This is a genomic window from Collinsella aerofaciens (assembly GCF_901212495.1).
In the GTDB taxonomy this organism is placed as follows: Bacteria; Actinomycetota; Coriobacteriia; order Coriobacteriales; family Coriobacteriaceae; genus Collinsella; species Collinsella aerofaciens_H.
Window position 1 is genome coordinate 1 of record NZ_CAAKNY010000017.1, and the last position, 26,927, is coordinate 26,927.

A 26,927-nucleotide genomic window follows, 5' to 3' on the forward strand; every position below is an offset into this window, starting at 1 on the left:
GCCCCTGCCCGTTAGCCCCAGAATCTTTCCGCAGGACGGAGGAAGCCCCCGCCGCACGAAGTGCGCAGCGGGGGCTTCCGACATGTCCGAGGACGATTGTGGGGCTAACGGGCAGGGGCCCGCCGAACCAAGTTAGGCAGCCGGGCAGATCTTCTTGAAGAGCTCGATGACGTCGTCGAGCGTCGCCTCGCGCGGGTTACCCGGGAAGCAGGCGTCGGCCATGGCGTCCTTGGCCAGGACCTCGATCTCGTCGGCCTTCATGGCCTCGCAGACGTGCGGGATGTTCACGTCGGCGGAGAGCTGCTTGACGGCGGCGATGGCGGCGTCGGCGGCCTCGTCGGTGCTCATGCCCGTGGTGTCAACGCCCATGGCGACGGCGACCTTGGCCAGGCGCTCGGTGCAAACCGGCTTGTTGAACTCCATGGCGATCGGCAGCAGCATGGCGCAAGCGACGCCGTGCGGGGTGTCGTAGTGAGCAGACAGGGTGTGAGCCATGGCGTGGTCGATGCCCAGGCCAACGTTGGAGAAGCCCATGCCGGCGACATACTGACCAAGGGCCATGCCCTCACGGCCGGAGCCGGGCTTGCCGGACTTGGCCTCGGCGACGGAGTCGCGCAGGTTCTCGCTGATCAGCTTGATGGCCTCAAAGTGGAACATGTCGGAGAGCTCCCAGGCGCCCTTGGTGGTGTAGCCTTCGATGGCGTGGGTCAGGGCGTCCATGCCGGTAGCGGCGGTGAGGCCGGCAGGCATAGAAGCCATCATGTCGGGGTCGACGACGGCGACCTCGGGGGCGTCGTTGGTGTCGACGCACACGAACTTGCGGACCTTCTCGGGGTCGGTGATGACGTAGTTGATGGTCACCTCGGCGGCGGTACCGGCGGTCGTCGGCACGGCGATGGTGAACACGGCGTGGTTCTTGGTGGGAGCAACGCCCTCGAGGCTACGGACATCGGCAAACTCGGGGTTGTTGATGATGATGCCGATAGCCTTGGCAGTGTCCATAGAGGAGCCGCCACCGATGGCCACGATAGCGTCAGCCTCGGCGGCCTTGAAGGCCTCGACGCCGTCCTTGACGTTCTGGATGGTGGGGTTGGGCTTGATCTCGGAGTAGAGACTCCAAGCGATGCCGGCGGCGTCGAGCTCGTCGGTCACCTTAGCGGTAACGCCAAACTTGACCAGATCGGGATCGGAGCAGACGAAGATCTTCTTGTAGCCGCGACGCTGGAGCTCGCCGGGAATTTCCTTGATGGCGCCGGAGCCATGGTAAGAAATAGTGTTGAGAACGAAACGATTAGCCATTGATAGCCTCCCATCGTGTGCGGGGCACCCATTACGCCCCACGCTATGAGTCCCATACTAACGCTTTTGAAACAAAAATCACGTGAGAACGTCAAAATTGTTAAAGCGTTTCAACAGAAGATGAAAAATACAGCGGCAAAGGGACAACCCCTTTGCCGCGTTCGGTTACCTTCGACAGCCCTCTTTCCAAGCCTCGGCCGCAACCTTCCAGCGAAAACGCAAGTCGCGCTCGCGGTCGATGAACATGATGGCAAACGCGATAAACAGCAGCACGCTCGCCACGACGATGGCGTGCAGGCCCATGTGCTCAATACACCAGTTGCCCAGCACGGCGCCAAACACAAAGGTAAAAATCACGCCAAAGTACAGCAGGCCGTTTTCCAAAAAGCCGCGCTTGTGGGTGATGATGTAATCGTCCACGTTTTGCAGCGCGTTGCGCAAGTTGCCGATGCACATGGTCGTAGCGATGCCGTGACCGTGGATCTTGCGGAAGCTCTCGACTTGCATGCCGCAGGCAAACGAAGTGAGGCAGTTGGCGAGCAGGTTGAAATCGCCGCCCGGGATAAAGCTCACGCCCAGCAAGATAACGGCTTCAAAAAACACCGTCACCTGGCGCCAGTGAATCACACTGCCAAACCGCTCGTGCACCAGGTCGGCAAGCATAATGCCCACGGCAAACGACACCACGGGGAAGAAATAGCGTCCCGCCAGCGCCCAGTTGCCCTCCGAGATGCTCACGCCCACAAGCAGGATGTTGCCCGTCTGCGCGTTGGCAAAAACATGGTCGCGGCCGATGTAGGAATACACATCCATAAAGCCACCGGCGAGCGCCAAGATGATGCCCAGCTCAAGAGACTCCGATATCTGTTTGGCACGCTGCATCGTCGTGCATCCTCCTTGTTGGCGACTCTCTCGTGCGTTGGCGGAGACATAGCCGCCGTTCATACTGTAACCCATTGACAACATGGCGCGCACGCGAGACGGGTCCCCCAACGCGCAGATACACAGTCTGGAAACAAACGGCGGGCGCGGCACCGCGTCCGCATCGACGTGCCGATCCGCCAGCTCGTGTACTCCACCAGTCTTTTTAGCCCCGTCCCAAAAAGACTGGTTACAATTACGAGCAGCATACTGACAACGGGAGGAATCGTGGCAAAAAAGCCCCAGGACGCTCAGAACAACCAGCACGGCAAGCATGCCCAGCGCGGCCAGCAGCAAAAGCGTGGCGGCAAGGCCCAGGGCTCGCGCCCCGCGCATACCCCGGCAGCGCCTGTCCGCCCCTGGCGCCCGGGCCGCGACAAGTTCCTCCCCGTCAGCCGCGCCGACATGGATGCACGCGGCTGGGACCAGTGCGACTTTGTCTACATCTGTGGCGACGCCTATGTGGACCACCCCAGTTTTGGCATGGCAATCATCAGCCGCGTCCTCGACGCGCACGGCTACAAGGTGGGTATCATCTGCCAACCCGACTGGACCGACCCCGCCAGTATCACCGTGCTTGGCAAGCCGCGCCTGGGCTTTCTCGTCAGCGCCGGCAACATGGACTCCATGGTCAACCACTATTCGGTGAACAAGCACCGCCGCCACACCGACGCCTACACCCCCGGTGGCGAGGAGGGGCACCGCCCCAATCGAGCCGTCACGGTCTACGGCAACCTCATCCGTCAGACGTTCAAGGACGCTCCCATCATTATCGGCGGCATCGAGGCGAGCCTACGCCGTCTGGCCCACTACGACTACTGGCAGGACAAGCTCAAGCGCTCGGTGTTGCTCGACTCGGGCGCCAACATCCTCATCTACGGCATGGGCGAGCACGCGATTGTCGAGATCGCCGACGCGCTCGACGCGGGACTGCCCGTCGATCAGATCACCTATATCAACGGCACCGTCTACCGCACCAGCTCACTCGACGAGGTCTACGACTACGACCTGCTGCCCAGCTGGGACGACCTTGCCGCCGACAAGCTCAACTACGCGCGCAGCTTTAACGTGCAGCAGCAGAACATGGACCCCATCACCGGACACCGCCTGGTAGAGCCCTACCCCAACGGCGTCTATGTGGTGCAGAACCCGCCGTCGGCGACGCTCACCACCGACGAGATGGACGAGGTGGCAGAACTCCCCTACGCACGCGATTGGCATCCCGACTACGATGCCGCAGGCGGCGTGCCGGCCTTTGCCGAGATCAAGTTTTCGATCAGCTCCAACCGCGGGTGCTTTGGCGAGTGCTCGTTTTGCGCCCTCACCTTCCACCAGGGCCGCGTGCTGCAGATGCGCAGCCACGATTCGATCATGCGCGAGGCCGAGCTGCTCACGCACGATCCCGAGTTTAAGGGCTACATCAACGACGTGGGCGGACCGACGGCAAACTTTAGCCGCCCTGCCTGCGACAAACAGCTCAAGCACGGCGTGTGCAAGAACAAGCGCTGCCTGTGGCCGAGTGTGTGCAAGAACATGGTGGTCGACGAGAGCGGCTACACGCAGTTGCTGCGCGACCTGCGCCAGCTGCCGGGCGTCAAGAAGGTCTTTGTCCGCAGCGGCATCCGCTTTGACTACACCATGGCCGACGCCTCGGACGAGTTTTTGCGCGAGCTGCTGGAGCACCATGTCTCGGGCCAGCTGCGCGTAGCGCCCGAGCACGTGAGCGACGCGGTGCTGTCCGTGATGGGCAAGCCGAGCCGCGCCGTCTACGACGCGTTCTGCCGTAAATTTGAACGCCTGAACCGCGAATACGGACTCAAGCAGTACGTGGTGCCGTATCTGATCTCGAGCCATCCCGGTTCAACGATGAAGGAAGCTGTGGACCTTGCCGAGGCCGTGCGCGACATGGGCTACATGCCCGAGCAGGTGCAGGACTTCTACCCCACCCCGTCCACCATGTCGACCTGCATGTACTACACCGGCGTGGACCCACGCACCATGCAGCCGATCTACGTGGCGCGCGACCCGCACGAAAAGGCCATGCAGCGCGCGCTCATCCAATATCGCAAGCCCGAGAACTATAAGCTCGTGCGCGAGGCACTGGAAAAGGCCGGCCGTCGCGACCTGATTGGCTACACCAAGCATTGCCTGATCCGTCCCGTGCCGCCGCGCCCGGGCGAGACGTCTGCCGGCGGTGGGCATGGCACCGGCAAGAAGGGCGGCAAACCGCATGGCGGCGGCGCTGGCAAGGGGCCCAAGGGCAGCAAGGGCCACGGCGGCATGTCGCGCGCACAGAACACCGCAGGCCGCAATCGCGCGGCCCAGGGACGACAGGGCGCCAACGGAGGCGGCAGACGCAACTAGCGCGGCGAGGCGGCATGCCGCCGTTGGCGACACGACAGGCTTATAGGACAAAATGTGTGTCCCGATAGAACATCCGTTTCCATCCATTAATCCAGCCAGAACGGGTACGGGTCCCTGTGGTGGAGGTCCTCCCACACGGCCCTGTCGCCCCACTCCGGCCCTCCGTCCTCGCGCGACGGCGAGGCGGAGTAGACGCTGAACAGGAAGTCGATGTCCGCGTCGGTCGGCATCGTGGCGAGCTTCTCGCGCGCCGTCCTCGCGTCCCCCGAATGAGCGTGGCACCACCAGAACACCGCCTTAACGCGCTTGACGGACGTCAGCCCCCGGTGGTTGCGCAGGACGGCCCCCGGCTGCGAGTTCACCCCTCCCTCGATCATGTTGTTGGTCGACGGCAGCGGGCCGGCCTTGGCAAGGGCGGGGTCGAGGTAGGTGAACAGCGTCCCCGCCGACACCAGCGACGACAGCGACGAGCGCGCCCGCCTCAGCCTCTCGTGGGTGTAGACCCTCCTGCCATCCACCACGGTCCTGTCCTCCAGGAAGTCGGCCCAGAACCCGCACCAGTCGAGGTAGCGCTCGACCCAGAGCTCCGCCTGGTGCAGCGCCTCGATGCCCATGAGGTCGCGCGCGATGAGGTAGAGCTCGCGCCCCGCCTGCAGCTTCGGCCGCGTCGTCGTGTAGCGCCTGACCTGCGAGAAGGCGTGGAAGGCGCACCTCTGGACCCTGGTGCGCGGCCAGGTCTCGCGCACGGCCCTGGCGAACCCGCTCCCGCCGTCGGTGACGACCACCTCGGGCGCCGGGATCGGCGCCATGAGGGCCGACCACGCCCTCGAGTTCTCCGACCTTGCCATGTACCAGGAGACCACCCTCTCGCCGCCGCAGCATATGAGCACGACGAGGTCGCGCGCGACCCAGATCCCGTCGACGTAGAGCACGCGGTGGAGCTCGCCGTCGGGGACGGGCATGGGCCAGACCCCCCCCAGAACTCGGCCGTCCTGCGCCTGAAGGACCGCCCGCCGCCCGGCATCGCGGCCTGCGAGCCCTTCGAGAGGAGCCACCCGAGGAACTCCTCGAGCCTCGCCGCCGTGTCGTCGTACCTCAGCGTCGTCGACGCGCCGCAGGCCGTGCACCTCCACCGCTGGGACCCCGATGAGGTCCTGCCGTTGCGCTTGGTCCGACCGCCGCAGTAGGGGCAATAAACGACCTTCATGGACACCTCTTCCGAAAGGGTATTTAAGGGTTCCGGAAAAGGGTATCTACCAGCGGGAACGATAGGCAACCGGACACACATTCTGTCCGAGCGGTTAAAAGCGGGCACGGAATTTAAACGGCTAAAAAAGGGGCATCGACCTGCGCCGATGCCCCTAAAGCAGACACACATTTTGTCCTATAAGCCACACGACACGCCCCACCAATAAAATGCCGCTCGCCGGGGCGTCGCAGAACGATTCCCCGACGAGCGGCCGATTAATATTGTCTATCTCAAAACGTCGTTACTTTTTGTCGAAACGACCATAGAGCGCAAACGAGAGCGCCGCAGAGATAACCCAAGTCAAAGCGATGCAGACGACAATCATGATCAAGTTCATGGGATTGCCGCTTGGATCGGCATAAACGGGCAACGAAGTAATGCCGGGCATAACAAAGCCGAAGCACTTTGCGCCGAGAACAACGGTAAGCGCACCGCCAATGCCATCCGCGATCATCGCAGCGATAAGCGGAGTCCTGTTAGGAACCTGAACGGTAAACAAGGCGGGCTCGGAAATTCCCATAAATGCTGAGAAGGCGCACGTCATTGCAGCGGACTTGAGCTTTTCGTCGGTCATGCGCAGGGCTGCACCAAAAGACGCACCGCTTTCGGCGAGGTTATGGCAGAAAGAGATCGGGAGCAGATAGTCATACCCAAGCGTTGCAATATTGGAAATCTGGATAGGGCTCGTTGACTGATGCATGCCGAAGAGCACGATAAGCGGCATAAAGAAGCCCAGCAGAAAACCGGCAACGGGGCCTAACGTCGAGAATAGCCAAACGATACCGTTGGCAAGACCAAGACCGCACCAGGCACCAATCGGAGCGAGCACAAACAGGTTGACGGGAATCACGATAGCAAGGGAGAGCGCCGGAACGACAACGAGCTTAAAAAGATCCGGCACGACTTTGTCGATCGCGCGATATACAAAAGACAAGCCAATGACGCCAAAGATAACCGGGAACACGGAATCGGTGTAGCTAAAAATCGGCACCGCAAAACCGAACAGCGCAAGAGGCGTCTCGCCCGTACCGACAGCGTTGACAATGGTCGGGTACATCAGCGATCCGGCAACACAAAGCGCAAGCGAACGGTTGACTCGGAACTTATCAGCTGTAGACATTGCCAGCAAAAACGGCAAGAAGTAGAACGGGATATCCGAAATCATATTGAATATCGCAAAGTCGCCGGCACCCGTGTCGATTCCAAAAGCCGCGATAGCAGCCAGGATTCCCTTTACGATGCCTCCCGCCACCAGTGCGGGAATAATAGCGGAGAAGATGCCGGTGATGATATCGAATACGCGAGCCGAACCTTTTTGGAGCTCAGGCTGCTCGGCGTCGGCGGAGACCTCGCCACCCATCCTGTCGCCTAGCATGGGCTCCAATTCGTCATATACCGACCCCACGCTGGCGCCGATGATAACCTGCCACTGCCCGTCTTTAACCTGCGCGCCCAAGGCGCCGTCAAGCGTCTTAAGGGCCTCCAGGTCTGCCTTGCTATCGTCCTTCAGGTTGAATCTGAGCCTTGTAATGCAGTGCGTTGCCATAACAACGTTATCGGCGCCGCCCACGAGCTCGAGGACACGAGCGGCCAGTTCCTTCTTGTCTGCCACAACAATCACTCCTACCCAAGATCCTCGCCATTAGTGGCGATACATTTCTGATACCAATAGAAAGAGTCTTTACGCGAGCGCTCCGCAGTGCCGTTGCCGCAATTATCCAGATCGACATAGATAAGCCCGTAGCGCTTGTCCATCGTAAGAGGACCGCAGGCAACAAGGTCAATGAATCCCCAGATCATGTATCCGCGCACGTCAACGCCATCGATCACTGCTTCCTTAAGGCACTTTATGTGCTGGCGCAAATAATCGATTCGATACTCGTCGTGGATGCTGCCATCCTCCTCGACTACATCAGATGTGCCGAGGCCGTTCTCGGCGATATACAGGGGCAGCCCATAGCGGTCATACATCTGGTTAAGGGTAACCCTCAGGCCAATGGGATCGAGCTGCCAGCCCCACTCACTCGTCTCGAGATAAGGGTTCTTGTTTGCCATGACCAGATTTCCCGCAGTCTTCTCCCATCCCTGATCGCAGGTGGATACCTGGGAAAAGTAGTACGAGAAGGCCAGGAAGTCGACAGTGTTGCGGGCGATGAGCTCTTCATCGCCCGGCTCCATTTGAATCTCGATATCGCACGCGTCGAAATAGCGATTCATATAAGCGGGGTATTTTCCACGAGCCATCACATCCGTATAGAACCAGTTGGAATACTGGTCGTCGTGAATAGCCTGCATGTTATCTTCGGGACGGCAGGTGGCGGGATACGTGCAGAATCGAGCAATCATGCCGCCAACGGGAGTATCGGGCGAAAGACGATGGACAATCTCGACGGCACGCGCATTGGCAACGAACTCGTGGTGCAGACACTGGAAGATGGCTCGATCGAAGTTCTCCCCCTCTTCGTCTTTGACCAGACAGACCCCGTCCCAAGGAGAAAAACGCGCTGCATTGAACTCGTTAAAAGGCAGCCAGAAATCGACCAGATCGCCCAATTCCGTAACGATTGTCTCGACATAGCGGGCGAAGAAATCAATCGTCTTGCGATTCTTCCATCCCCCATATGTGGTGACAAGATTTACCGGGATGTCATAGTGGAGCATGGTGACGAAGGTTTTAATGCCGTGCTTTTTGCACTCACCCAGCATGCTTCGATACCACTCGATGCCTTCGCGGTTAGGCTCAAGATCATCTCCGTTAGGATAGATTCGGCTCCAGCAAATAGAGGTGCGGAACAGCTTGAGGCCCATCTCCGCAAAAAGCGCGATGTCCTCACGGTAGTGATGATAGAAGTCGTTACCGCGCCTAAACGGGTAGAACTCAACACCATCATCTGCGAGAGCGTTCATTAGTTCGTCATGGCAGAAGGGGTTGTTTTGATGCTTATCCTCAATCTGGTCATGAGTCCAGGTGCCATCCAGCCATCGGCAATCCTGCGTCGACTTTCCCTTTCCGCCCTCGTTCCAGGCGCCATCGGCCTGCGAGCACGATATGGCTCCACCCCATAAAAAGTCGGAGTCAAACCCATGTTTTAACTTACCCATTTGCCCTCCTTGATCGGATGCTCCAGCGGATAACCCAATACTAGGAAGAACAAGATGTATAAGATATCGCATAGAAAGCGTGGCTTTATAACATTTTTTTAGATATAATACCGTTCATGGTATCGATTCTACCGTTCACCGCTGGAGCACCCCATGGATTCGAATCTCAAACAGCTGCTCTATACGCATACCGAGACCGAAGAGTGGCATCGCACACATCCGGGAGAGCTCAGCCCGCGATATAACAGGGTGGAAACCACAACCATTAACGGCGAAGAGGTCTATCTGTTTGATTGGAAAGAAACTCTCGACGAAAACCCCGTGGGCCTTATCAAGGAGTCGCGCTTTACCGATATTCCTCCCCATATCAATCGGGATATGGAGCTTAACTACGTGTACGACGGCGTCTGCACGTTTATCGTCAACGGACGGCGACTACTCCTTAAAAAGGGCGACGTGCTCATTTGCAACACCGGCGTAGTCAGAAGTGTTCCATACGTTAAGGGCGAGCATGATATCGTCATCTCAATCGTCTTCAAAAAAGAAATGTTCGATTCGTTGTTCCTGAGCCAGCTACCCGGCGCGTCACCATTAACGAATCTTCTATTTGATTTTGTGTCCAAAAATCGCGAGGCCCGAAAATATCTCATTCTTCCAGAGGAATACGCCCGACATGCGCGACGCCTCATCGAGATGCTCTTTATCGAATATCACTTTAAAGATGCCTATTCCAATGAACTCATGAGGCACCTCGCCGTCAGCCTATTCCTTGTTCTCATTCGAGGACTGTACCGACGCTCCGCAACTGATAACCAGGCGATCATGTCGGACGAACGCATCGTGTCGATTCTGAATCATATTGAGCGAAGCTACGGCGACTGCACACTCGAAAGCATTGCGAGCGATACGGGTTATAGCACCAGCTATCTCAGCAGCTTGATCAAGCAAAAAACCGGCAAAACGTTTTCGCAAATCAAGCTCAACCAGCAGCTCACAGAGGCGGCATATCTTCTCAATAACACCGAGCGCAGCGTGCAGTATGTAGCCCGAAAAGTCGGCATCTCCAACATGTCATTCTTTTACTCAAAATTCAAAGAAGCATTCGGCGAAACGCCAGGTGCGTTCAGGACGCATCGGTCTAGTTAAAGTCATTGATAATCAGGTCGATCAGTTTCGCATGGCGCAGGAATGCACGACCGGAGCAGCAAGCGCATTGCCTCTACCAGTACGAAGCCGGCGATGGCAACCGTGACCGCCACGTCGAGCGGCGTGTTCACAAACCACATCAGGCCCATGAGGTACGATCCGGCGTTAAAGACAAAGTGCAGCAGAATCGTGTAGCGGAGCTTTCCGGTCGTCACGAGCACCCAGCCAAAAACCAGACCGGCGGCGCCGGCGTAGCAGCCCTGCACCCAGTTCATATGCATAAAGCCAAAGATAGCCGCCTGCAGCACAATCGCCGCGGCGATACCCCACGTGTTTGGGGCCGCCCAAGGCACCATGGCGCCGTCCTGCGCCCGCGCGCGACGCCGGCGTTTCCAAAGCGGACGGCACTGCGGGTTAAACGCTCGGAGCGAAAACTCAAAAATGATGCCGCGCACCAGCAGTTCCTCGCAAAACGGAGCGCCAAGCACCGTGGTCAGGACGGCCAGATAGCTCGTATCGCCCATGCCCGTCTCCTCGACAAGTTCGCTGTAATCGGCCGCGGCATCAGGCAACAGCGACAGCACGGCGTCGGTCACGTAGCCAACGACCACCTGCAGGGCCAGGCCGATCACGATAACGCAGGTGATGCGTTTCCACGCCCCACGCGCTCCCCCGCTAAGCGGGCGCTCGCCCTGCCAGCGCGCCATAAACGAGCGCGGCCACAGATAACGCCACCACAGCAGCGCCATCAAAAACGACGCCGTCTGAGCGGCAGCCTGGAACCATTGGATATCGAGATTGTCGATCGGATAGCCCGTCAGCACCGACACGGCATCGAGAACTGAAAACAGAACCGCGCTCAGGGCAATATCTGCCGCGACAACGCCAAAACAGGCAAGCGCCCAAATCATCGCATTGAGCATGCCAACCTCCTCCCGACAGGTAGTCATTTAAGAACGTCCCCAACGACTAGTCATTAGGGACGTTCTTCAACGACTAGCTGTTGGGGACAGTCTTTGCCAAAAGCCCCGTTGGGCGAGATGTCGAACGGGAAGGTGCCGCAGCGATTGAACGCGGCGATAAACATGCGGATGGCGTTGGACGGCGTGGTACCCACGAGCTGGGTTGCCGCCGCGAAGGCCGCCTTTTCCTCGGGCAAGACCTTCGCGACAACCGGGGTCATGTGTTCTGCCATGGCGCTTCCTTTTTGAAACGACGGTGATGCGGATAGATGCGGGCCACGCGGCTGGGCGACGGGCTGTGAAGGCAACCCGATTGGCCCGCATCTGGAGTTTGTTTCTACGGCGTTGGTATTACTTGGTATTTCTAAGTATTACCCCGCAGATAGAATACCATACCCGACCCCATGGGGACGGAGAAAAAACGAATCATTTTGTTGCTGAGTGAGTATTTAGAGCGTGATGATGTCCGAGATATTGAGAGCCCGAGCGTCAGCGGCATCGTGCGTGGCAAGCAGCAGCATGCGGCCGTCGAGCAAGTCGAGCACGACCTCGGCGCATGCGTCGCGCGCAGCGGTATCTAGACCGGTAAAGGGCTCGTCCAGAATCACCGCGTCGCCTGGGCACAGCAGGGCTCGAGCGATCTCGACGCGACGGCGCTGCCCGCCCCCATATCAACCCTTTGCGCAAAACGGCAATGCCCCGCCCACGCAATCACGTGGACGGGACATTGCTCCAGGCATGCGGTCAGCGGCTCTTTTGTGCCAGCGACCTTCTGTCTTTAGCTAAGCTTGGGCCAGTAACCCTTGTTAGCCTCGATCATGTCGTCGAGGACCTCCTTGGCGACCTTCATCGAAGGCACGGTCTTGTTGAGCGTAAAGGCCTTGAGCGCCTTCTCGTACGAACCCTCGATCGTGGCCTCGACCACGAGCTTCTCGGAGTTCAGCTGCTGCATCATGAGGCCCTGCTGGAACAGCGGGATGTTGTCGCGGCTGATGACCTCGGGGCCGTTCTTGCCAATGTAGGCAGGCAGCTCGACCATGGCGTCGTAGGGCATGTTGGGGATAGCGCCCTTGTTCTCGCAAATGACCAGGAAGCGCTGCTTGGTGTCGTTCTTCAGAGCGATAGCCAGGTCGGCAATCCAGTCACCGTGGCTGCCCGCATAGAACGTGCTCTCGTCGATCTCGCCCGTCTTCTCGTAGTGGTCGATGCCCTCAAAGAGGTTCTTCTCGCGCGTCTCCTCAACCTCATTCGCACGGGTGCGCTCGGGGTTGGAATGCTCGACGAACTCCTTCTGCTGCAGGTAGTAGTTCAGATACGTGTTGGGCAGGTACTCCGGGAAGCACTCCATGATCTCGTACTCGCCCTTCCAGACGTAGTACCAGCTGCCCTTGGTGTGGCGGTTCTGCTCGGGGTGCTCGTCGGCGGCCTCCTCGGGCTTCTTGGACATCAGCGAGCTCATGCCCTTGAGGTACGAATCGGGCAGCAGGATCTCATGCTCCTTGATGTACTCGCGCAGCTGCGGGAGCACCTCCTCACCCTTGTGGCGAATCGAGGTAAACCAACCAAAGTGGTTGAGGCCAAAGTAATCGTACTCAACGTCCTTCTTGTCGATATCGAGCGCGGCGCAAACCACGTCGATGATCGCGATCGGCATGTCGCAGATGTTGATAATACGAGCGTTGGGGCGCAGCACACGGCAGCCCTCGGAGACGATGGCGGCAGGGTTGGAGTAATTGAGAATCCAGTAGTCCTTCTTAGCGTACTTCTCAACGTCATCGATCAGCTCGACCATGGGGAAGATGGTGCGCATGCCATAGGCAAGGCCGCCGCAACCGCAGGTCTCCTGACCCACGCAGCCGTGGCGCAACGGAATCTTCTCGTCCTGCTCGCGCATGGTGTAGCCGCCCACGCGCATCTGGGCAAATACGAAGCTCGCGTCGGTAAAAGCCGTCTTTTTGTCGGTGGTCACCGTGAGCTTGATGTCCAGGCCGAGGTCCTCGTGCAAAATCCAGTCCACGAGCACGCCGATCTTGCGCTGGCGCTCCTCGTTGATGTCGTACAGGCGAATCTCGTCAACGTCGAGCTCGTCCTTGCGCAGGGCGATGGACTTGACGATGCCGGGGGTAAAGGTGGATCCGCCACCACACAGAGTAATGATCATTGTTTACTGCTCCTTCTCAATTGCGTTCTCGACCTTGTCGCGCATCTCGGCGACCTTCATGCCAAAGATGATCTGGATATTGTTGCCGTTGCGGTTGATGCCGCTGTTGGGCACGTGGTTGATGAGGTTCTCATCGATGAGGTCCGGGTTCTTAACGTTCACGCGAAGACGCGTAAAGCAGTTCTCGAGCTCCTCGATGTTGTCCTTGCCGCCAAGACCTGCGACCAGGTCGGCAATGCCCGCATCGACGCCCTCTTCGGGAGCTGCGGCAACAGCGCCCTGCTTCACCGCGACAGACGCGGCAGCCTCGCCCTCGGCAACGGACTCAGCGAGCTCGGACTCCTCCTCGCGGCCAGGCGTGTGGAGGTTGAGCTTCTTGATGAGGAAGGTGAAGAGGAAGAAGTACAGCGCGGCGTTGACGACTCCAAGCACCAGCATAACCGGCCAGTTGGTCTTATCGACACCCAGGACCAGGTTGGAGACCACGATGTTGATGATGCCGCCTGCAGTCGAAGCGGGCACGGAGAGGACCTTGAGCAGAACCAGGAAGATACCGGAAAGAACCGAGTGAACGACAAAGAGCACGGGAGCGGCAAAGACAAAGAGGAAGTCCATGGGCTCGGTGACACAGGAGAGCACGGCGGTGATGATCAGCGGGATGATAACGGCCTTGGTCTTATCCTTGTTCCCCTTGTAAGCGGTGAAGATAAAGGCGAGACCGATACCGATGTAGGGCCACAGGTTGTTGAAGGTGTAGCTGTTGAAGTAGGTGCTATCGGAGAAGGGCTGGCCCGTCATTGCCATCTCGGCAACACGGATGGGGTAGGCGCCGGCGATAACCTGATCGCCCAGCGTAAGGGTGCCACCCACATCGGAGAACTGGAACGGGGTGTAGATGAGGTGGTGCAGACCGGTGGGAACGAGCAGCTTGTTGAGCATGCCGTAAATGAACAGACCGATGTTGCCCGACTCCTTAATGATGCCGGCAACGGAGGAGATAGCACCCTGAACCGGAGGCCAAACGATGCAGAAGCCAGCACCCATGATCCAGGAAATGATGATCATGATCAGGAACGGAAAGCGAACGCCCGAGAACATCGAAAGGGCAATGGGGAACTGCTTGTTCGAGTACTTGTTGAACACGGCACCGGTGATGCAACCAAGAATGATGCCGCCAAACACGCCGGTATCGAGCACCTGAATGCCCATAACGGTGGCCTGGCCGGTTCCGGTTAGGCCGAGCATGCCGCTCGCATCGGCAAGAGAGCCGGTAGCGTTGAGCACGATGGTGTTAGCTTGCAGGAACAGGAAAAACGACATCAGGGCGATCAGAGAAGCATGACCCTTGTTCTTCTTTGCCATGGCGCCGGCGATGCCCACGCAGAACAGAATCGAGAGGTTGTTGATGATAAACATCAGCGACTGATAGACAACGGCGCCCACGAGCTGGAACGGACCGGAGCCCAGCACAGGGATCACGGCGCAGATGGTCTTGTTGGTCAGAATGATGCCCACGATGAGCAAAATGCCGGCAACCGAGAGATACATCATCGGCTGGACGATCGACTTCGCGAACACCTCCAACGGCGCTTTGAAATTGAACTTCTTTTTTGCGGTCATAACGGTACTTCCCTTCCTTTTCCGCAAATTGAGATAGGTGTGCCCTGGACAAGACCGTGAGCCTTGCCTTATATCAATCGATGTGTGGGCACGTTATGCCTAGAGACCAGGTTCTCCAAGCAGGTTAACAATGTGATATGCGAGATAACTCTTCTCGGCATCGGTAACGACAACGTTATAGGTAGACGACAAGTGGGCGGCTATGGCGTCCGCGCACGAGAACGCGCACGGATACTTAGTTTCATCGATTCGGAACAGCGCATCGTCATTGATCTGCCCGGCCGCGGGGTCAAGCGCCCGCTGTGCGAAAAACTGCAGGTGGCGGACGAAACGCTCATAGGGCAACGAGGTGTCGTCGAGGGTCGCAGTGTAACGATCGGAAACAATCGCGAGTACGTCGCGAACAAGCTGGACCGAGATGATGAGACGGTCGGAGCGTTGCGGCATGGTGGCGTTGACGATATGCAGCGTAATAAAACCCTGCTCTTCTTCGCTCATCTGGATGCCCATATACTCCTTGACAATCTGCAGCGCACGGCCAGCTAGCGCGTACTCCTTGCGATAGAACTGCTGTATCTCGAGCAGCAGCGGGTTCTCGCAGGGAACGCCTTTGCGCTCGCGCTCCAAAGCAAGGCTGATATGGTCTGCGAGAGCGATGAGGATCTTGTCATTGATATCGACATTGAGCTCTCGACGAAGCATCTGAACGATGTCCTCGGAAATCACGAGGTTGACGGTGGGGATGGACTCTAGAAGATGTGCCAAGCGGTCAATCGTACGCGAATCCTGAGAAGTGCCCTCCTGCAACGCGTAGGTCTTTTCGACCGATGCCTCGTCGATGGAATCGCCGGCATGACGGCCAAAGCAGAGGCCTCGACCGATGACGATGAGCTCGGAGCCATCGTCCGAAGTGACCATTGCGACGTTGTTGTTAAAAACTCGCTTGATAACCACGGTACCCACCACAAGAATTTATTCGGAAAGCCAGATGACAGGCTCTTTAACAGCAACAGGGCCGGAAGCATGCTCTCGAAGAGTCGAGTTCTCCGAACGCTCGCACACGATAATGAAGACCGTGGGATCGAAGCCGGCGGCGCGGACCGCGTCGAAATCGACCTCGACGAGGGGCTGGCCCGCGTCGACATGGTCACCCTGGGCAACAAGCGCATGGAAGCCCTTGCCCTCAAGCTTAACAGTGTCGATTCCGATATGCAGCATCACCTGAGCAGAGCTGTCGTCAGACATGATGCCCAGCGCGTGCTCAGTCGGAAACAGCGCCGCGACGGTGCCGGAAACAGGAGCGCACACCGTTCCCTCTTGGGGAACCACGGCAACACCATCGCCCACTGCACGGCTGCTAAAAGCGGGGTCATTGGTTTTTTCTAGATGAACAAGCTCGCCGGAAACGGGAGCGAGGATTTCGAACTCGGAGGTTGCAGTCTTCTGCTCATCCGAGTCCCCCATAAGGCGAGAAAAGAAACCCATGGTGGCATGTCCCTTCATATATATAGCCCAACCAAAATCAAACGAATGCGTCCATAGAGACACACCCGTTCAAAGACTTTGGTTAGGCCCACGTCCGAGGGACTCGGTAACCTTCCGCATTTCTTTTTACGGGAGTTATTGTAGGCAACAGCAAAGCCAGAATAATCATTATGACCGGTGAACGGTATTTTTTCTCCGATAAACGGTATCTATGCGGCACTTAGGGACGATCCTTTTCTGCCGGCACTCAGGGACACTCCTTGCTCTGACCCCTTTGCACCAAAAAGGGCCCCAAGCGTAGTTGCTCGGGGCCCTTGGTTCGCCTCGCCCTAGCGGGCGACGCGTATGCTACTTGCGCTTGCCGCCGCCGTCGCCGGGACGACGGGAGCTGCCACCGCGCTTGCCGCCACGGCTGTTGCCATAGCTGCCACGGTTATCGCGACCGCCGGCACGACCGCCGCGGGAGCCGGCCTGGTTGCCGCCACGCCCGCCGCGATAGCCGCCACGGCGCTCCTCGCGGGTGTCGTCGTAGTTGCGCCAGTCATCGCGACGATCGCGGCTGGCACGCGGGTCGCGACGATCGCGCGACTCATTCGAACGACCGGCGCCGCTGCGGCCACCTTTGCCACGAGCGCCCTCGCGACGCTCGCCACCGCGGCCGCTCTCGCGGCCTCCGCGCTCGTCAAAGCGCTTGCCGCCGCGGGACTCACCGCCACGGGCACCTCGCTCACCGCGACCCTCGCCGCCGCGACGCTCGCCACGGCCACCGCGCTCGTCATCACGACCGGAACGACGGCGGTCGCCCGCACCGCGCTTGCCGCCGCCCTCGTCCTCGCGCTCGACACGACGGCGGCCGCCACGGTCCTCGTCCTCGCGGCGACGGCGATGTGCCTCGCCCTGGAACTGCTTGGCACGACGCTCGGCACGGTTGCCGCGCGGGGCCTGCTCGACGGCAGCAGCACCGGCACGCTCCTCGGCAGCTACCTCGCGAGCCACGCTCTCAACAGCCTCGTCCACGCGAGCCTGAACGCCCTCGCGCACGCGGGTCTTGCCGCCGCGCTTGGGACGGCTCGGACGCTCGCCGTCGCCGCGACCACGGTTGGAACGACCGGCCACATCGCCGTAGTCATCGCCGTTGCGCTTGCCGTCGCGACGTGCCTGCTCAAGCTTCCTCTTGCTCTTGGACTTGCCGCGCTTGGTCTTCTTCTTCACCTTAAAGGCCGCAGGGTCGCGCTCGGGGTCAACGGCGGGCGGGTTGGGACCCACATGCAGGTCGCCGGCCTCGTAGATGTCGGCCGTCTTGTCCATGAGCTTCTCGATCTCGTAGAACTCATCGACGTCCTGCTCAGTCACAAACGTGATGGCCCAGCCTAGCTCGCCGGCGCGGCCCGTACGGCCAATGCGGTGGATATAGTCGGTCGGCTCGGCCGGTACGTCAAAGTTCACGACGTAGCGCACGTCGCTAATGTCGATGCCGCGGGCGAGAACATCGGTCGCCACCAGTACGTCGACGGTGCCGTCGCGGAAGGCCGAAAGTGCACGCTCGCGCTGCGCCTGGCTGCGGTTGCCGTGAATCGCGGCGGCCTTGATGCCCTTACGCTCCAGACGACGGCAGCAGCTGTCGGCGCGGTGCTTGGTGCGCATAAAGACGATAGTACGCTCCGGGCCCTCCTTTTTGAGGAACTCGGGCAGCAGGTTGTTCTTGGCCTCGATGGACACCGGGAACACAAACTGGTCGACGGTGTCGGCGGTCGACGTGGCGGGCGCGATCTCCACGCGGGCCGGGTCGCTCACCAGGTCGGTGATCTCGCCCACGGCCTCCTCGTCGAGCGTGGCCGAGAACAGCAGCGTCTGACGCTCGGCCGGCGTCTCGCGCACAATGCGGCGGACGGCGGGCAAAAAGCCCATGTCGAGCATGCGGTCGGCCTCGTCGAGCACCAGCACCTTGACCTCGTCCAGGTGGCAGGCACCCTGCTCGATCAGATCGACCAGGCGGCCCGGCGTGGCGACCAGGATGTCGCAGCCGTACTTGAGGGCAGCAGTCTGCGGCTTGTAGCTCACGCCGCCCACGACGGTCACGGCGACATGACCGGTGACGTCGGCGATTCTGCTCGCGACCTCGTCGATTTGCTGAGCAAGCTCACGCGTGGGGGTGATGACGAGCATCACAGGGCCACGGCCGTTGCCCTCGGGCTTTTTAGCACCGCGACGACGGTTGCGACCGCCGCGCTCACGCACGGGCTTGGGCGGAGCGATGTGCTCCAGGCTGTTCATGGTCGGCAGCAAAAAGGCGGCCGTCTTGCCGGTACCAGTCTGAGCGGCGGCAAGCAGGTCGCGGCCCTCGAGCACCACGGGGATGGAGCCAGCCTGGACAGGCGTGGGCGCCGTGTAGCCCAGGTTCTCGATGGCACGAAGCATCTCGTCCGAAAGCCCCAGCTCGTCAAAGGCGGGCAGGCTCTCAGTAGTGGACTCGACGGCCTGGGCAGCATTGGCCTCATCGGCGGCATCGAAGGCAGCCTGGGTCATGGTCTCGCGGGTCTCGTCCAGAATCTCGGCGTCCGTGACGTCGGATACAGAATTACGCATATGTTGTTGTTCCTTTTCTGCACGCGCAATGGGCGCGGCATGCGGCCGCGCGGGCGTGCTTGGTAGTGCGCTAATACATACAAAAACAGGTGCGCACAGAGAGGACGTTGCTCAGCACGCTGGCGATCGCTTTGGCAGCCCTATCACGCGCCGTCCAGACGCAGCGGCCCTAAGCGATGGAGCAGATTCGCCGCCGGTTAGTATACCCGTACTCCGTATGCCCCCACGTAAACCACAGATGACGAGGCGGACGGGGCGGGCCCGAGGTGGGCCCGGCCGATTGTCTCAATCTGTAACATCTACAGGGCAAATCTTCCTCTACGTGTTACAGATCGAGACAAACGGTCGGCACGGTTCACAAACGTCTCAATCTGTAACAGTTACCGAGTAAAATCGGTCCTAATTGTTATAGATCAAGACAGAGGGGGGATTTCCGTCCAGTCCAAACCAAATCTCTCGGTCTTCCTGCAATTTCGAACATGTGGCCTATAATGTTGCTTTGGTTACGCTACATGTTGCGCAGCCATTTAATACGTCGCCCACCGGGGGCCATTAATTCCTATCGCCTTATTGGCTAGGAAGCAATCAAAGGAGGTATCCGTGGCAGCAGAGACGCCTTGCTCGGTCCTCTATAACGATATTCGCTCGTTCGGCGGTCTTAAACATCTCGAGATCGCCCGAATGCTCATCAATGGAAACTCTTATCTCGGCAGTACCCTGCTCGAGAAATGCTCTTCCAACCGCTCGTATCTCACCCGTTACATCGTCCATCGCGAGCCTGACCAGTGCGCGCCCGCCATCTACAGCGACTTTGCCGTCACCACGCTCAATCTTTCCGCGGCAATCTGCAGCAAGCTCGGCGGCGACGAGTCCGCCTATCAGGCAATCGCCGAGCACTATCGCGGCCCGGCCGCCAACGAAATGATGTCGGCTCTCGCCAGCTACAAGCTGGACAGCCGCCTATATGCAAATGCCCTCAATCACATCGACAACTTTGACGGCAATGCCGTGCGCGAGAAGAGTACGCTTTACCTTATGCTCTTTGTGGCAACGGGGGCGCTCGCCGACCCCATCCAAGGCGTGGCCACCGTCGAGCGCTTTTGCGACAGCAAGACAGGCGGGCACTTTGGCACCACCGAAACTACCGTCGGACGTGGCTTTATGAGCAGCCTGGAGCAGCCGCACGCTGTCGCCCCCAACCTCGGTCTGCTCAGAACCCATGCCGACAACTGCGCCGACATGCAAATCCATCCCCTCACACGCGATCCGCGCGGCACGGTAATTGGGTCCTTGCCCAAAACCTCGCCCAGCATCACCGATGTAGGCGCCGACGCATCGCGCGAGCATCTCCGCATTTGGCTCGAAGGTGGACACTGGTACGCCCAGGGCCTTGGGTCGACCAACGGCACAGTGCTCGAATCGGGCGCGGGCGACGGCGATATTGTGATTGAGCCGCCGCGCGACCAACGCGAACCCGGCAAGATCTATCCCCCGGTGGCAATCGAAAACAGCGACAGGCTCCATCTGGGTCTCTACACGACATTCCTTGTCATTGTGGACTAGCGCGGACGGCGATCGAAAGACGGTCGCCGTCCGTCTTTCGTCTTCTACCTTCTGCGTCGTAAACGACAATACTCAGCGGTATACGTGGTCAGCGCGGCTATCATAGTACTTTATCGATATCCGCACTGCCCACGTATACGCGCGGCAAACCATGCCAGACAAAGGAACGCCATGGATACTACCGATAGCGCCTATGGCGACAAACTCATCCATCTCGACACGTTCGATACCGCCGTGGCAGTCAACCCCAGCGCCGAGGACGACGCCAAGCGTCGGTTTATGACGCTTATTCTTCAAACGACCCGTCGCAACAACGGCAACATCGGGCACGTACTGCGCGCGACCAACACGAGCGGCGAGGTCTTTGCCGTCAAGCTACTCAAGGACAACGCCATCCTTTCCGGCCAAGCCCCCGACCGCTCCGCCGAGCAATCGGCCGCGCACCTGGCCAACACCGCCGCGCTGTTCGAGGAGTACCGTCATCTGTGTACCGTCTCGCACCTGCGCGGATTTCCGCGCGTCTATGGCTACGGATCGTGCGAGGACGACCCGCTTATCCTCATGGAGTGGGTCGAGGGCACCTCGCTCAAGCAGGCGCTGCCTCTGCTTCCGCACGACGCCTCGGGCGGGCTGACCACCCAGATGGTCGCCGCCGTCGGAAACGCCGTGCTTCGCGCGCTCTTGATGACCCAAGGCCTCGTGAATCCGGTCGTCCATCGCGACCTTTCGCCTGCCAATATCATGTTCCGCACCACCAGCCGAACGCTTGAGCAGCAGATTGCCGATTGCTCCTTTGACCCCTGCCTCATCGACATGGGCTCCGCGACCATGGCACTCGGCGACGACACGATCACCCGGCGCGCCGACATCTGGCGCTTTGCCACGCCCGCATACGCCGCGCCCGAGATGCTCACGCAGGATATCGAAGGCATTGCGGCCCTTCGCCGCTCGCCCGCGATCGACGCCTATGCGCTTTCGAGCATTCTGTACCAGCTCTACAGCGGTCGCAAACCGTTCGATGTTAAGTCGACGGGTGCCGCGGCAACCGGCTCGTTCTACCTCATAAAGACCAAGACCAAGCCGGTACCGCTCGAGCCGCGATGCAATGACGACGAGGCGCTCGTCCAGATCATCATGAAAGGTATCTCGGTCGAACAGGGCGATCGCCCTACCGAGCAGCAGATGCTCGAGGCGCTCTCGACATACCTCCCCGCTGCAGAATCTGAGGACCGCGGGGGCGCGGGCAATGACGCCGTAATCGACATCGACTCCGGTACGCACCTTAAGGTCGACGTCGCCGGCGAGCGCGCACGAGAGATCCTGGAGCAGGCCCGTCACGATGCCATGACCCGCCGTCGCTTTATTATCGGCGGCGTCGTTGCAGTCGTTGCGGGGCTCGGCGTCATTGGCGCGGCGACCCGTGGCTTTGGCATCCCCGACTACCTGGACGGCATCCGCAGCTCTCTTGACGACTACACCTGGGATCAGCTGCAGGAGATTTCGCTTAAGATTAAGGCCGCCGGGACCCGTAGCGAGGCACGCGAGATTGCCAAGCGCTATCATCTGCTCGATGCCGATGGGCATATCCCCTATCCGTGCACCAAGCGCGTGAGGCTCACCAACGGGCTGCACGTCGGCGCACAACTCGTGGGCATCCGCCACGACGAGCTTCTGGACGGAACGGGCAAGGCCGGACTGACGTTTATGTTCGATGCCGGCATTGCCGAACGCGACGCCGCGGCTGAACCGCCGAGCGCCGGCTGGGCAGATTGCGAGCTGCGGGAATGGCTCGACAGCGACGGCCTTAAGCTGCTGCCCAACGAGTTGCGCGCGCTCATCAAGTCTGTCAAAAAGATCTCGAATAACGTTGGCGCCGCCAGAAGCGCATCGTGTCTGAGCGAGTTGTCCGCAACCCTTTGGCTGCCCGCCATGGTCGAGCTGTGTGGTACGCAACCGCCCGATTCGTTTGCCGAGGACTTTCACTACCTGGCAGACGTCTACAACGGCGAGGGCAAGGAGTACCAACTCTTCCGCGAGCTCAAGGTAAGTCCGTATACCACGAACGAGACGTTGGTTCGCCAGTGGAAGGGCAAGGACATCTGTTGGTGGGAACGAACGGTGAGTCCCGACACATCGGAGAGCGAAGGCACACTCTATATAAATCGCGTGGGGCACGACGGCGACGTCTTTACGTACGCAACGCCTGCGGACAGCCCCAAGAAGCGAACCTGCGTGATCCCCGGATTCTGTATCTAGGCGGCGGGCGTCTTGCCGTGACGGAACCCCTCCCCGGCAATTGTCTCGATCTGTAACACTAGCTCGGCAGACACAGGTCTAGATGTTACAGAACGAGACAAACCCCAACCCCGCGAGACAACATCTTAATCTGTAACAGTAAGGGGTCTAAAACCTCTCTAGATGTTACAGATCAAGACATTTGAGTTGACCGCGGACGGTTTGTCTCGATCTGTAACAGTTAGAGGTCATATTTGGTGCTAGATGTTACAGATTGAGACATTAAGTTTTTTTGCCGAAGGTTCGTCTCAATCTGTAACACCTGGAGCCCAAAAACCGGTCTTGCTGTTACAGATCGAGACAAACCAAAACCTCACAATACAAAATCTCGATCTGTAACAGTTAGAGGTCATTTTCCCTGCTAGATGTTACAGATTGAGATGAATGGCTGGACAGCGATAGCCCGGCAGTCAGTCTCCTTCTGTAGCGAAATGTCATACATTTCTTTCTGAACTGGACACCCCCAGGGGGTATGGGTGTATAGTATCGGCAGGTTAACAATTCCAACACCGAACTACAGAAAGGAGAAGCCATGGCTCAAGATAAGTTTGACGTGGGCGGCATGACATGCGCCGCTTGCCAGGCGCATGTGGACCGCGCCGTCAGCAAGCTCGACGGCGTCCAAAGCGTCGCGGTCAACCTGCTCGCCGGTTCCATGATGGTCGACTATGACCCCGCGCAGGTCTCCCCCGACGATATCTGCACCGCCGTCGACCGCGCGGGCTATTCGGCCTCGCCCGTCAGTACGGGCACCGATGCCGCCAACTCAAACGGCAGCGCACAAGCCAGGTCCGGCGCCACCCATATGGAGTCACCTACCAAAAAGCTGGAGGCCACCGCTTCCGCCATGCGCACCCGACTCATCATCTCGATCATCTTCCTCATCCCGCTGTTCTACATAGGAATGGGGCACATGCTCGGCTGGCCGCTGCCCGGCGTCTTCACCGACCACACCCACAGCATGACGCTGGCGCTCACCGAGCTCGTCTTGCTCATCCCCATCGTCTACGTCAACGATGCGTACTTTACCAACGGCTTCAAGTCGCTCGTGCACGGCGCACCCACCATGGACGCCCTCATCGCCGTCGGTGCCACCGCTTCCATTGCCTGGTCGCTCTACGCCATGTTTATCATGGCCGACCAGCTGGCCACAGGTCAGGTCCACGAGGCCATGATGACGGGCATGGACAACCTGTATTTTGAGAGTGCGGGCACGATCCTGTCGCTCGTCACCGTGGGCAAATACCTCGAGACGCGCAGCAAATCCAAAACCGGCGGAGCCATCGAGGCGCTCATTGACCTGGCGCCCAAGACCGCGACCATCGTGGCCGACGACGGCACCGAGACCGCTGTGGACGTCGACGCCATTCTTCCCGGCCAGGTGCTGCGCGTGCGCCCCGGCGAGTCTATCCCTGTCGACGGCGTGGTACTCGAGGGTAGCTCGGCCGTGGACGAGAGCGCGCTCACCGGCGAGTCCATACCCGTGGAAAAGACCGCCGGCGACACTGTCAACGCGGCCACGGTCAACCGCACGGGCTCGTTTACCTTCCGCGCCACGCGCGTGGGCGCTGACACGTCGCTCGCCAAGATCATCCAGCTCGTCGAGGACGCCAACGCCACCAAGGCGCCCATCGCCCGCATGGCCGATAAGGTCGCCGGCGTGTTTGTGCCCGTGGTGTTTGCGATCTCGGCCGTGACCTTTGTGGCGTGGATGGCGCTGACCGGCAGCGTAAACGAGGCGCTCACCTCCGCCGTGGCCGTGCTGGTGATCAGCTGCCCGTGCGCGCTGGGCCTGGCCACGCCCGTCGCCATTATGGTTGGCACCGGCAAGGGCGCCGAGATGGGCATTCTGTTTAAGAGCGCCGAGGCGCTGGAGAATCTGCGCAACGTGGGCACCGTGGTGCTCGATAAGACCGGCACCGTCACCCGCGGCAAACCGGCTGTGACCGATATCGTGGTGGCCACGCGTGCCGACGGCTCGCCCGCCATGAGCGAAAAGGCGCTGCTCAAGCTGGCCGCCGCGCTGGAACGCAAGAGCGAACACCCACTGGCCGAGGCGATTATGGCCGAGTGCGAGACGCGCGGAATCGTCGCACGCATGGTCGAGGACTTTGCCGCCGTGCCCGGGCGAGGTGTTACGGCACGCGAGGGGCAGAATGTCATCGCAGCCGGCAACGTGCGCCTGATGAGCGAGCTGGGTATCACCGTGCCCGCAGGACTTGCGGAGCGATTTGCCGCCGAGGGCAAGACGCCGCTGTTCTTTGCCAAAAACGGTGAGCTTGCCGGTATCGTCGCCGTGGCCGACGAGGTTAAGGAGACAAGTGCCGAGGCCGTTACCGCGCTGCGCTCGCTCGGCGTCGATGTGCGCATGCTCACCGGCGACAACCGCGTGACGGCCGAGGCCATCGCCCGCCGCGTGGGACTTACCAGCGAGCAGGTTATCGCCGACGTTCTTCCCGCCGACAAGGAACGCCACGTGCGCGAACTGCAGGATGCGGGCAGCAAGGTCGCCATGGTGGGCGACGGCATCAACGACTCCCCCGCCCTGGCGCGCGCCGACGTTGGCCTCGCTATCGGCACCGGCGCCGACATCGCCAAGGAGGGCGCCGACGTGGTGCTCATGCGCAGCGACCTCATGGACGTCGCCCACGCCATCGAGCTTTCGCGCGCCACGATTCGCAACATCAAGCAGGATCTGTTCTGGGCGCTGTTCTACAACGGCATCGGCATTCCACTCGCCGCGGGTGTGTTCTTCCCCCTCACCGGCTGGCAGCTCTCGCCGATGTTTGGCGCCGCGGCCATGAGCCTGTCGAGCGTGTGCGTCGTAAGCAACGCTCTGCGCCTGAAATCCTTTAAGCCTAAGACGGCGCATTGATGCACCCGACCTTGTCCCTCAAACCGTCGCTCGCGTACCCAAGTACGCTTCGCTCCTCTTTCGGGGCAATCTCGGGCACCTCAGCGCACCTTTAAGATGACGCTGTTCACGACTAAACTGTCAGATAATCTCAATCGATAAGGAGTACACCCATGCGTTACACAATCAAGACTTCCGGCCTCATGTGCGGCCACTGCGACGCTACTGTCGAGACCGCGCTGCTCAGCGTAGCAGGCGTGACCGATGCCGACGCCGATCACGAGACCCAGACCGTCCAGGTAGAGTGCGCCGACACCGTGACCGCCGAGCAGCTCGCCGCCGCCGTCGAGGGTGCGGGCGAGAAGTTCCATGCCCTGTCCGTAACCGCCGCGTAGCAGCCACCAGAGGCATTCGACCCCATCGACCAGAAACGAGGACCCGCCATGATGGCAGACCACAAATCGGTGACCCGCATGCTCAAGACGGCACGCGGTCAGATCGATGGCATCCTGCGAATGGTGGAGGAGGACCGCTATTGCGTCGACATCTCCACGCAGCTCATGGCCACGCAGGCGCTCATCGCCCGCATCAACGCCGATGTGCTCAAGGCTCACATCGAGGGATGCGTCGCGTCGGCCATCGAATCGGGCGACGAGGAGCTCAAAGCCGCCAAGCTCGCCGAGATCGAACGCGTCGTCGAGAAGCTCGCCAAGTAATTGGTGCAAGGGGGACAGGTACGTTTGCACCACCTTGGTGCAGATTAACCCGTCCCCAATGCACCAAAAGGGGTATAAAGGCGTGCAGCATATCGAACGAAAGGCAATTCGCATGAATGACTTTATGAAGGGTCGCAACGGCGCCGACGAACTCACCATCGTGCTGGGCTTCATAGGAATTATTTTCGCGATGGTCGGATCGATGGCCCGTATCCAGTGGCTCAGCTGGATCGCCATCGCCGTAATCGCACTCGGCGTGCTGCGCGGCCTGTCCAAAAACATCGACGCGCGCCGCAAGGAAAATGATGCCTTCGTTGCCGCGACTGCCAACGTCCCCTGCCTGGGCAAGTTCGTGGCCAGCCTGGGCGGCGGAACTGCAGCGGCCAGCGCCTCGCGCGCAGCTGGAACGAGCAAGAAAGACTTTGAGCGTGCCAAGCGCACGGCAAAGAAGATGTGGAAGGGCCGCAAGACCACGGCCTACCTCAAGTGCCCCAACTGCGGCCAGATGCTGTCCGTCCCCAAGGGCAAGGGCAAAATCCGCGTCACCTGCCCCAAGTGCCACGCTAAGATGGAAACGCGCTCCTAGCAGCTACACCATAGGAAT

19 protein-coding genes and 2 pseudogenes are annotated in these 26,927 nt (G+C 59.9%); 8 read left to right on the forward strand and 13 right to left on the reverse strand.

Annotated features, from left to right (window positions below):
* Positions 1 to 132: 132 nt before the first annotated feature.
* Positions 133 to 1,299 (reverse strand): lactaldehyde reductase, encoded by a 1,167-nt coding sequence (gene fucO, locus SFLMC1_RS01170; protein WP_152073600.1) that lies wholly within the window; start codon positions 1,297 to 1,299, stop codon positions 133 to 135.
* A gap of 165 nt (positions 1,300 to 1,464) precedes the next feature.
* Entirely contained in the window at positions 1,465 to 2,181 is a 717-nt protein-coding gene (locus SFLMC1_RS01175; RefSeq protein WP_152073599.1) for a YoaK family protein, read from the reverse strand.
* Positions 2,182 to 2,448: 267 nt separating this feature from the next.
* On the opposite strand from SFLMC1_RS01175, the gene SFLMC1_RS01180 reads away from it, so the two are divergent.
* Positions 2,449 to 4,584: a YgiQ family radical SAM protein gene (locus SFLMC1_RS01180; protein WP_226814214.1), complete on the forward strand. Its 2,136-nt coding sequence runs from the start codon at positions 2,449 to 2,451 to the stop codon at positions 4,582 to 4,584.
* An 86-nt stretch (positions 4,585 to 4,670) separates the two neighbouring features.
* On the opposite strand, the pseudogene SFLMC1_RS01185 reads toward SFLMC1_RS01180, so the two are convergent.
* The 3 genes and pseudogenes from SFLMC1_RS01185 to SFLMC1_RS01195 all read right to left on the reverse strand — a co-directional run bounded on the left by SFLMC1_RS01185 (position 4,671) and on the right by SFLMC1_RS01195 (position 8,935).
* Positions 4,671 to 5,791: pseudogene (locus SFLMC1_RS01185) on the reverse strand (IS1249 family transposase).
* 283 nt (positions 5,792 to 6,074) lie between these two features.
* Entirely contained in the window at positions 6,075 to 7,445 is a 1,371-nt protein-coding gene (locus SFLMC1_RS01190; protein WP_152073598.1) for a PTS transporter subunit EIIC, read from the reverse strand.
* 11 nt (positions 7,446 to 7,456) lie between these two features.
* A complete protein-coding gene (locus SFLMC1_RS01195; protein ID WP_152073597.1) occupies positions 7,457 to 8,935 on the reverse strand; it encodes a family 1 glycosylhydrolase in 1,479 nt (492 codons plus the stop codon).
* Positions 8,936 to 9,088: 153 nt separating this feature from the next.
* On the opposite strand from SFLMC1_RS01195, the gene SFLMC1_RS01200 reads away from it, so the two are divergent.
* Positions 9,089 to 10,081, forward strand: a complete 993-nt coding sequence (locus tag SFLMC1_RS01200) for a helix-turn-helix transcriptional regulator (protein ID WP_152073596.1) — start codon at positions 9,089 to 9,091, stop codon at positions 10,079 to 10,081.
* Between the two features lie 2 nt (positions 10,082 to 10,083).
* Here SFLMC1_RS01200 and SFLMC1_RS01205 read toward each other — a convergent pair whose 3' ends face one another.
* The 8 genes and pseudogenes from SFLMC1_RS01205 to SFLMC1_RS01240 form a co-directional block, all read right to left on the reverse strand.
* Positions 10,084 to 11,004, reverse strand: a complete 921-nt coding sequence (locus tag SFLMC1_RS01205) for a CPBP family intramembrane glutamic endopeptidase (protein ID WP_187323800.1) — start codon at positions 11,002 to 11,004, stop codon at positions 10,084 to 10,086.
* Positions 11,005 to 11,057: 53 nt separating this feature from the next.
* Positions 11,058 to 11,276: a type II toxin-antitoxin system RelB/DinJ family antitoxin gene (locus SFLMC1_RS01210; protein WP_152073594.1), complete on the reverse strand. Its 219-nt coding sequence runs from the start codon at positions 11,274 to 11,276 to the stop codon at positions 11,058 to 11,060.
* A gap of 216 nt (positions 11,277 to 11,492) precedes the next feature.
* Positions 11,493 to 11,696 (reverse strand): annotated as a pseudogene (locus tag SFLMC1_RS01215) (hypothetical protein); the annotation flags it as partial.
* A 125-nt stretch (positions 11,697 to 11,821) separates the two neighbouring features.
* Positions 11,822 to 13,204 carry a 6-phospho-alpha-glucosidase gene (locus SFLMC1_RS01220; protein ID WP_152073592.1) on the reverse strand — a complete coding sequence of 461 codons (1,383 nt, stop codon included), beginning with the start codon at positions 13,202 to 13,204 and terminating at the stop codon, positions 11,822 to 11,824.
* A 3-nt stretch (positions 13,205 to 13,207) separates the two neighbouring features.
* Positions 13,208 to 14,824: a PTS transporter subunit EIIC gene (locus tag SFLMC1_RS01225; RefSeq protein WP_152073591.1), complete on the reverse strand. Its 1,617-nt coding sequence runs from the start codon at positions 14,822 to 14,824 to the stop codon at positions 13,208 to 13,210.
* A gap of 99 nt (positions 14,825 to 14,923) precedes the next feature.
* Positions 14,924 to 15,778 (reverse strand): PRD domain-containing protein, encoded by an 855-nt coding sequence (locus SFLMC1_RS01230; RefSeq protein ID WP_152073590.1) that lies wholly within the window; start codon positions 15,776 to 15,778, stop codon positions 14,924 to 14,926.
* 18 nt (positions 15,779 to 15,796) lie between these two features.
* Positions 15,797 to 16,309 (reverse strand): PTS glucose transporter subunit IIA, encoded by a 513-nt coding sequence (locus SFLMC1_RS01235; protein WP_187323801.1) that lies wholly within the window; start codon positions 16,307 to 16,309, stop codon positions 15,797 to 15,799.
* 348 nt (positions 16,310 to 16,657) lie between these two features.
* Positions 16,658 to 18,895, reverse strand: coding sequence for a DEAD/DEAH box helicase (locus SFLMC1_RS01240; protein ID WP_187323802.1), 2,238 nt, complete (start codon positions 18,893 to 18,895; stop codon positions 16,658 to 16,660).
* Between the two features lie 600 nt (positions 18,896 to 19,495).
* On the opposite strand from SFLMC1_RS01240, the gene SFLMC1_RS01245 reads away from it, so the two are divergent.
* The 6 genes from SFLMC1_RS01245 (at position 19,496) to SFLMC1_RS01270 (ending at position 26,909) form a co-directional block, all read left to right on the forward strand.
* The gene (locus SFLMC1_RS01245) at positions 19,496 to 20,458 is read left to right on the forward strand and encodes an FHA domain-containing protein (protein ID WP_152073588.1); all 963 of its coding nucleotides are present in this window, start codon (positions 19,496 to 19,498) and stop codon (positions 20,456 to 20,458) included.
* 171 nt (positions 20,459 to 20,629) lie between these two features.
* Positions 20,630 to 22,714 carry a protein kinase domain-containing protein gene (locus tag SFLMC1_RS01250; RefSeq protein WP_152073587.1) on the forward strand — a complete coding sequence of 695 codons (2,085 nt, stop codon included), beginning with the start codon at positions 20,630 to 20,632 and terminating at the stop codon, positions 22,712 to 22,714.
* Between the two features lie 571 nt (positions 22,715 to 23,285).
* Positions 23,286 to 25,628 carry a heavy metal translocating P-type ATPase gene (locus tag SFLMC1_RS01255; RefSeq protein ID WP_152073586.1) on the forward strand — a complete coding sequence of 781 codons (2,343 nt, stop codon included), beginning with the start codon at positions 23,286 to 23,288 and terminating at the stop codon, positions 25,626 to 25,628.
* 152 nt (positions 25,629 to 25,780) lie between these two features.
* Positions 25,781 to 26,002 carry a heavy-metal-associated domain-containing protein gene (locus SFLMC1_RS01260; protein WP_152073585.1) on the forward strand — a complete coding sequence of 74 codons (222 nt, stop codon included), beginning with the start codon at positions 25,781 to 25,783 and terminating at the stop codon, positions 26,000 to 26,002.
* Between the two features lie 48 nt (positions 26,003 to 26,050).
* On the forward strand, positions 26,051 to 26,323 hold the full coding sequence (locus tag SFLMC1_RS01265; protein WP_152073584.1) for a metal-sensing transcriptional repressor: 273 nt from the start codon (positions 26,051 to 26,053) through the stop codon (positions 26,321 to 26,323).
* Between the two features lie 82 nt (positions 26,324 to 26,405).
* The gene (locus SFLMC1_RS01270; protein WP_226814212.1) at positions 26,406 to 26,909 is read left to right on the forward strand and encodes a hypothetical protein; all 504 of its coding nucleotides are present in this window, start codon (positions 26,406 to 26,408) and stop codon (positions 26,907 to 26,909) included.
* Positions 26,910 to 26,927: the final 18 nt, after the last annotated feature.

Bases quoted from the DNA above. Each gene is read 5' to 3' on its own strand.
- fucO (WP_152073600.1), bottom strand. From the start codon at position 1,299: ATGGCTAATCGTTTCGTTCTCAACACTATTTCTTACCATGGCTCCGGC.
- SFLMC1_RS01175 (WP_152073599.1), bottom strand. From the start codon at position 2,181: ATGCAGCGTGCCAAACAGATATCGGAGTCTCTTGAGCTGGGCATCATC.
- SFLMC1_RS01195 (WP_152073597.1), bottom strand. From the start codon at position 8,935: ATGGGTAAGTTAAAACATGGGTTTGACTCCGACTTTTTATGGGGTGGA.
- SFLMC1_RS01200 (WP_152073596.1), top strand. From the start codon at position 9,089: ATGGATTCGAATCTCAAACAGCTGCTCTATACGCATACCGAGACCGAA.
- SFLMC1_RS01205 (WP_187323800.1), bottom strand. From the start codon at position 11,004: ATGCTCAATGCGATGATTTGGGCGCTTGCCTGTTTTGGCGTTGTCGCG.
- SFLMC1_RS01210 (WP_152073594.1), bottom strand. From the start codon at position 11,276: ATGGCAGAACACATGACCCCGGTTGTCGCGAAGGTCTTGCCCGAGGAA.
- SFLMC1_RS01220 (WP_152073592.1), bottom strand. From the start codon at position 13,204: ATGATCATTACTCTGTGTGGTGGCGGATCCACCTTTACCCCCGGCATC.
- SFLMC1_RS01225 (WP_152073591.1), bottom strand. From the start codon at position 14,824: ATGACCGCAAAAAAGAAGTTCAATTTCAAAGCGCCGTTGGAGGTGTTC.
- SFLMC1_RS01235 (WP_187323801.1), bottom strand. From the start codon at position 16,309: ATGGGTTTCTTTTCTCGCCTTATGGGGGACTCGGATGAGCAGAAGACT.
- SFLMC1_RS01240 (WP_187323802.1), bottom strand. From the start codon at position 18,895: ATGCGTAATTCTGTATCCGACGTCACGGACGCCGAGATTCTGGACGAG.
- SFLMC1_RS01250 (WP_152073587.1), top strand. From the start codon at position 20,630: ATGGATACTACCGATAGCGCCTATGGCGACAAACTCATCCATCTCGAC.
- SFLMC1_RS01255 (WP_152073586.1), top strand. From the start codon at position 23,286: ATGGCTCAAGATAAGTTTGACGTGGGCGGCATGACATGCGCCGCTTGC.
- SFLMC1_RS01260 (WP_152073585.1), top strand. From the start codon at position 25,781: ATGCGTTACACAATCAAGACTTCCGGCCTCATGTGCGGCCACTGCGAC.
- SFLMC1_RS01265 (WP_152073584.1), top strand. From the start codon at position 26,051: ATGATGGCAGACCACAAATCGGTGACCCGCATGCTCAAGACGGCACGC.